This window comes from uncultured Bradyrhizobium sp. (assembly GCF_936928535.1).
Lineage (GTDB): Bacteria > Pseudomonadota > Alphaproteobacteria > Rhizobiales > Xanthobacteraceae > Bradyrhizobium.
Genome location: NZ_CAKZHY010000128.1, coordinates 1 through 6,203, shown reverse-complemented (window position 1 = coordinate 6,203; position 6,203 = coordinate 1). Strand labels below are relative to the sequence as shown.

General features: G+C 57.7%; 5 protein-coding genes. 2 read left to right on the top strand and 3 right to left on the bottom strand.

What is annotated here, in order from left to right; genetic code table 11:
* Positions 1-486: 486 nt before the first annotated feature.
* Positions 487-768 (bottom strand): hypothetical protein, encoded by a 282-nt coding sequence (locus Q0687_RS26755; protein ID WP_148194907.1) that lies wholly within the window; start codon positions 766-768, stop codon positions 487-489.
* Positions 769-1,652: 884 nt separating this feature from the next.
* A complete protein-coding gene (locus Q0687_RS26750) occupies positions 1,653-1,961 on the bottom strand; it encodes a hypothetical protein (RefSeq protein WP_298883712.1) in 309 nt (102 codons plus the stop codon).
* Between the two features lie 171 nt (positions 1,962-2,132).
* Between Q0687_RS26750 and Q0687_RS26745 the strand changes: the two genes are divergently transcribed.
* Both Q0687_RS26745 and Q0687_RS26740 read left to right on the top strand, forming a co-directional pair.
* A complete protein-coding gene (locus tag Q0687_RS26745; RefSeq protein WP_298883710.1) occupies positions 2,133-2,426 on the top strand; it encodes a metalloregulator ArsR/SmtB family transcription factor in 294 nt (97 codons plus the stop codon).
* 89 nt (positions 2,427-2,515) lie between these two features.
* Positions 2,516-2,914: a PAS domain-containing protein gene (locus Q0687_RS26740; RefSeq protein WP_130284418.1), complete on the top strand. Its 399-nt coding sequence runs from the start codon at positions 2,516-2,518 to the stop codon at positions 2,912-2,914.
* 40 nt (positions 2,915-2,954) lie between these two features.
* Here Q0687_RS26740 and Q0687_RS26735 read toward each other — a convergent pair whose 3' ends face one another.
* Positions 2,955-5,918, bottom strand: a complete 2,964-nt coding sequence (locus tag Q0687_RS26735; RefSeq protein ID WP_298883701.1) for a PAS domain S-box protein — start codon at positions 5,916-5,918, stop codon at positions 2,955-2,957.
* Positions 5,919-6,203: the final 285 nt, after the last annotated feature.

The following is a 6,203-nucleotide window of genomic DNA, read 5'->3' as shown; positions in this document are numbered from 1 at the left end:
CGGCCTCTTCGCTTTCCATCTCTTCCAGACTGTTCTGACTCGCCATGTTACCCCTCGCGGTTGCGGTCGCCGCCGCTATCAAAGCGGCGTTTTAAGACACCGGCATCAGGATTCAACTGGTCCGTCGTCAGAAGGGCCGCATTTGATGGGGTAATCACAAACGTCGGCCGATTGAGCGAAGCTTTCGATGAAATGCTTGGGCCGGTCGACAACCGATCTATCGGTCAGATGTCTTGACCGCGGGTATGCCCCAAAGACTTCGTTGATCATCCTTCCCTGGTCGTTTCATGGTCTACGAAGCCATAGCGGCCCGCCAGTCTCGGAAAGGATCAGCGAAATTTAGTGGCTTTGCACCAAAGCAAAATCTCTGTCACTATGTCTGGCGTCTAAGGTCGGTTATTCGGGTGCCGTCCTCCATGTACGGCCTTTCGCCTCGCAAACAGACAAACGGCACTCTCATGCATGCCGATTTTGCAAGGCAGCCTGTTACAATGACGTCACGACGGATAGGAGCCCCACTTCTCCACCTGCTTGTGACTCTACGGCCGGCGAGTCTTCAAATGGTGGATATTGGTTCTGCCAAAACCTATTGGCGCTCGTCAAACGGGAGCGCCTTGTTGCTGCGTCAAGCTGCGCCGGCTTTTCGGTCGAGAGGCTGACGGGATCCTTCAAGATCTGGTTTACCAGCAATCGCTTGATTGGGATTGAAGCCTTTGGTAAATAATCGAGCACCGCTTTTCCGTGGTTCGTGAAGCGGTTCTTTTTCATGAAGTGCTACTTGGGCCACCGCGATCGGCGCATTCCTCGCGGTGGCCTTTTTGTATACATGATAAGCCGGCGGTACGTCGAGGACTTCCGAGCGCCGGTGTCTGTAGCGAGCCGAGCAGGTTTCAACGAGACGGCCGAGATCTAATTGCAGCGCGCTCTCCTGATGTGTTCGCGATTTTGATACCGTTGACGAACAGTGGGCCCTGGGGCGATGGGATCTTGGTTGGAGGCGGTCGGTGACAACGAAGGCTGTTAATCCCGTACTGCGATAAGCCTGCGTGCTTTGTTGCAACACCCTGCTGCGCGCGTGACGCTCATGGCGCTGGCACGGATGGACGGCCGGCATGTTGGTACGGTAGCGAACTCTCGACATCACCCGCAGAAGGTGTACGTTGCTCTCCGGCAAGTGGTTTGAATCCAATTGCCACTGAGATCGCCCTGCAAACCCCAGGCTTCAACCCAGCCCCATCCGTGGGGCGATCTCCTTTAGGTGTGACAGAGCACTTACATTTGCAACCGTGTTAATTGCGCCTCAGCGGCATCTCCAAGACTGCTTCACGCAAACGCCATCTTGCATGCGGGAGCGGGGGCCTCGAGCGACACTCGGAAACCTGCTGCCCGCAATGGAGGTTTTGCGATTGCCAAATCGCACAGGTTTCTTTGAGCCGATCTGGGTGCATGCAAAAAGGTCAGCGCTGAATGCTAACTTGGACGCCGCTGCCATGCCCAGGTCAAAGACGTGGGCACGCTCTTGCATCGACTGAAAGAGCCTGACACCCGATCGTGTCACCAACAATCAGATGCCGATGGCCAGACACACCGAACGTCTGTCGGTTCCGCAGGCCTAAAGGAAAAGCCCGCGCGAGGCCGGCGCGCGGACTTTGCTAGACACTGGCGACGGGTTGTCGAGGCGAGGCAGAGCCGAACGCGTGCGGTTGGGTTTCCCTTCGAAAAAGTCCGAATTCGCGTCTCGGGCGATAAAGCAGTTTTTGCTTGTTCGCAAAGCTGATCATGTCGTGCAGCACATTTGCATCCGCCTTCTCCTCAAAGAGCGGGGCCATGTTCATCATCTTCCTCGCGGTCTTTCTGGACAGCCCGCCCCAGCGGAAACGACCGATGACCTTCCCAAAAAGATTGATCTGCAACAGCGCTACCGAAAGTGCCGGGCGCTCAATCCTGCTAGCTTCCGCCACTTACGCCGCGTCACGTGCCGAGCTCGTCTGATGGCCGTCTGATCGGATGCAGCAAATCAATAAGCGGTTGCAAGGCTTTCTGCAAAGCGCCTATAGACACGAAGCGCTGAAGAAGTCGGACGTTGACCGATGCTTTGCGCCGCAACTGCACGCCCAACAACAAAAATGTCCATGATGCATCCAGATCTGATTGAAAAGTCGAAACTTCTCTCTGCCATGGCCAACCCGGTCCGCCTGAAAATTCTTTCGATCATTTCCAACGAGGAAATCCGAGTAAGTGAACTGGGTGAGCGACTTGAAATCAGCCAGTCAGCCTTATCACAACATTTGTCGATCCTGCGGGAGGGCGGGCTTGTCGTCACCCGCCGTGAGGCGCAGAGCATCTTTTACTCAACTGGCCACCCGGGTGTGTTGAAGCTCTTGCGGTCGCTGAAGGACATCTATGCCGTACCCATGTCAGAATAAGGTGCACAAAAAGTCCGGATGTTCGCGATTCGCCGCCTTGAAGTTGTTATGCGAGATGGCATTCTCACCTGGAAATTTTGGTGGTGGGGATGACGGACAGCTTCGAATTTTCGACGTCGATTACGACCGAGCGCATGCCTGACCCGGGCCTCTTCACCTGGGACCTTTCTAGCGATCTTGTCTATGCCGACAGCGCCGTTGCGTCGCTTTTCGGGCTAGACCCGTCCATGACGGAGAGGGGGCTTCCTATCAGAACCTACCTTGAGCGTGTGCACCCTGACGACCGGGCGTCATTGGCGAAGCAGATCAGCGATGCAATTATCGCGGAGCATCCCACGGAGCAATTTTACCGCACGCTCGGCTTGCTGGGAAAGTACAATGCCGTGCGCGCCTTCGGGCGTTGCTTTCGAGACAAAACCGACAATCCCGTCCACTATGCCGGAGTGGTGATACCCGCACCTTCCACAGGTCAGGTCACCAGCAACTGAAGCCGGGGAGCTTGGTCGAGGATGTGCAGTTGGCCAGAACTCAATTTGCTCCAAATCCCGACGCAATAAGAGCTTCTCTAAGGTCTTCAACCTTGAACGGCTTCGTCAGCCTGGGTAGATCCGGTGCGATCCCCTCGACGTCGGCATATCCAGAGACGATCAGGCAAGGCAGATTAGGCCGCAGCAGCTGAACACGCCTCACAAGTTCGACCCCATCCAGGCCCGGCATCAAGTGATCCGTCACGACGAGCTTTAAATCTGCGATGCTGTCCAGCGATGCCAACGCAGCCTCGCCATTGGAGGCTTCAACGACATCAAAGCCGATCTCCTCAAGCATATCGGCCGCGCTGATGCGAACAAAATCTTCATCGTCGACGAGCAGCACCGTCCCTCGATGGCCGATCGACGTCGTGCCGCCGGGGTCATTGGTCGCAAGACTGACAGGGGCGTCACCGGCCTCTGGTAACCAGAGCTCAATATTCGTGCCAACACCCACCCGGCTAAAGATGCGGATGCCGCCGCCAAGTTGCTGTGCAAGGCCGTGCACCATTGAAAGGCCCAGTCCGGTTCCTTGTCCTAAGCCTTTGGTCGAGAAGAATGGCTCGATTGCACGCGCTCGGACCTCATCACTCATTCCCTCGCCGGTATCGGCAACAGAGATAACGACGTAGCGGCCAGGCTTCAGATCTTCAGGCTTCTGCGGATGGATTTCGCGAGCGCTCGCGCTGATGCGCAGCGTGCCGCCTGTCGGCATGGCGTCCCTGGCGTTCACGGTAAGGTTCAAAAGGGCCATCTCGACCTGATTTTGGTCGGCTCGGGCCGCCGGAAGGTCCTGGCTTGCGTCAATGACAACCTGGATCTGAGGGCCAGTCGTGCTTCGGATTAACTCTCCCATCCCGGCGACAAGCGTCGTCACGTCGATCGGTAGCGGCTGCAGCGGCTGGCGCCGAGCAAACGCCAAAAGTCGCTGGACGAGTATTCTGGCGCGCTCGGCCGACTGTAATGCGCCACCAATCAGCTTGCGCTCGCGATCGGTCCCAATTTGCCTGCGCACCAGCATGTCGAGAGAGCCGATGATCGGGGTCAGCAAGTTGTTGAAGTCATGAGCGACGCCGCCGGTCAACTGACCGAGCGCTTCGACCTTCTGCGCCTGTCGAAGTTGATCTTCCGCCTCCGCCAGGCGCCTTTGCTCCGCCAAGCGCCCTGTGATGTCATACACAATCTGGTAGGCACCGATCTGGCGACCCGCAGTGTTTCGCAGCACGTTGAAATTGAGTTCGAACCAACGCTTGGAATATGCGGTATCTCCGAACTCGTCTACCAGCGTGAACTCCTCGCCGGCGAGCGCCCTCGACCAGGTCCGGCGCACATGCTCGCGATGCTCGGGGAGGTGATCGAGCGCCTCTAGCATAGATGCTCCGATCACCGGGCGCACGCCATAGACCTGCTCGAACGCGGTGCTTGCCGCCCTGTTCATCGCCAGCCAACGGAAGTCCTGGTCCGCCACGAAAATGATTGCTGTCGTGTTCTCAACGACATCAGCCAGAAGCTTGCGTTCGGCCAGCCCCTCAGCGACCCGCGCTTCCAGCGTCTCGTTGAGGTCGCGTAGGGCAAGCTCAGTCTTCTTGCGCTCGGTAATGTCAATCGCGGTTCCGATCACTCGTAGACAGCGCTCCCCTTCAAATACGCCACGCCCTTTCGCCGCGACCCAGCGGACGACTGAATCTTCCTTGCCAATCGTCCGATACTCCACGTCGTAGACGGCGCGCACGGCGGGATCTGCCGCTGCCGCGTAAGCAGCCGAAGTTCGTTCGAGGTCCTCAGGATGAAGGCCGCTGTAGTAATCTTGCATCGAAACGGGGACGTCGGGCGAGATGCCAAACATCGCTTTGACCCTGGGCGGCCAGAACAAGGTGTCGGCAACCACGTCCACATCCCAAAGGCCGATTTCAGCTGCATCGACGGCCAGGCGAAGCTGTTCTTCACTCGCGCGAAGGTTTGCTTCAGAACCCACACGCTCGACATGGGCCCACGATCGCTCCGTGACCTCGCTGATGACCGTCAATTCGTAGTCGGACCATCGATGCGGTGCCTTGTCATGGATTGCCATCAAAGCGGTCAGCCGACCGTTTTTCACCAGCGGCATGCAGATCGTTGCAGTGATCCCGATATCCTGGAAGGTTTTTGCCTCCTCGGGCGCGATCTCGGCAAGATTGTCATTGATGATCAGCGGCCGGCCGGCGGCCAGCTCCTGCACCGCTAGAGTTCCGAAATCGGAGAGACTATAGTGCCCGACGATCGAGGGAGACCCCGGTGCGTGCCAGTTACCACGGATGGTGAAGCCATCCTCATCAGGATCCATATCGGCATAGGCGCAGTTTGAGAGGCTCAAATGTGCGCCTATTAGGCGCGTCGTGACGGCGAGAACTTCATCTGCATCATGCAGGCCCGCAACTGCCTGACCAAGTTCGTCCAGGAAGCGGTATAACTCTTCACTCTGCGCCAGGCGACGCTCGGCGAGCACGCGGTGGGTGATATCAAACACCATCGCCAGGGAGCCGATCGGCTTGCCCGCGGCATCCCGTATCGGCAGATATTCCAGGTCCATCCACACCTGCTCAGCTCTGCCATGTCGCCAGAGTTCGAGCTCTTGGCCATGGAAGCTAAGCGGCTCACCACGCAATCCAGCTGCTATCACATGAGCGTTGAAGTCTGCAGCCTCAGGCCAGACCTCAAGAAGTTTTCCGCCAAGAGCTGCGGGGTGACGAGGGCCGCATACAGCTGCATAACCGTCATTATAGATGAGAATGCCTTCCGGTCCCCACAGAACCACCATCGGAACCGGTGACGCTAGCACGGTCTGGACATTAGCCTTCAATTCCGCTGACCATGCCCGGATTGGTCCGAGCGGCGTCAGTCCCCAATCCATCTGTCGGATGGCATCGCCGGCTTCACCACCACCAACGAATGCGTGGCCTTCAAGATATTGTTTCGTATCATCCATTTGGCGAACCTAGCGCGCATCCTGCCCTATGGACAGCATGCGTGCGAAATTATTCTCGGCTGATTGACTTCAGCCGAGCAGCCTCTGCGACGCGGGCATCCGGCGAGGACCCGGAGAAGTGGCAAAAGCGGAAAAGGCTCCAGAACACCCTCCTCTTTCGTCGGGTGTCGAACGATATCGCACAAAGTACTAAGTCGATCCGAAGCCCTGCTACCCGGGGAGACGCGATTGCCAAAGTCAATCCGCTGAGCTTGCCGATCAGGCCTGTCGAACCGCTAGCCGCGC

Excerpts from the sequence above, each read along its gene's own strand:
- Q0687_RS26755 (WP_148194907.1), bottom strand. The coding sequence starts at position 768 with ATGAAAAAGAACCGCTTCACGAACCACGGAAAAGCGGTGCTCGATTAT.
- Q0687_RS26745 (WP_298883710.1), top strand. The coding sequence starts at position 2,133 with ATGATGCATCCAGATCTGATTGAAAAGTCGAAACTTCTCTCTGCCATG.
- Q0687_RS26740 (WP_130284418.1), top strand. The coding sequence starts at position 2,516 with ATGACGGACAGCTTCGAATTTTCGACGTCGATTACGACCGAGCGCATG.
- Q0687_RS26735 (WP_298883701.1), bottom strand. The coding sequence starts at position 5,918 with ATGGATGATACGAAACAATATCTTGAAGGCCACGCATTCGTTGGTGGT.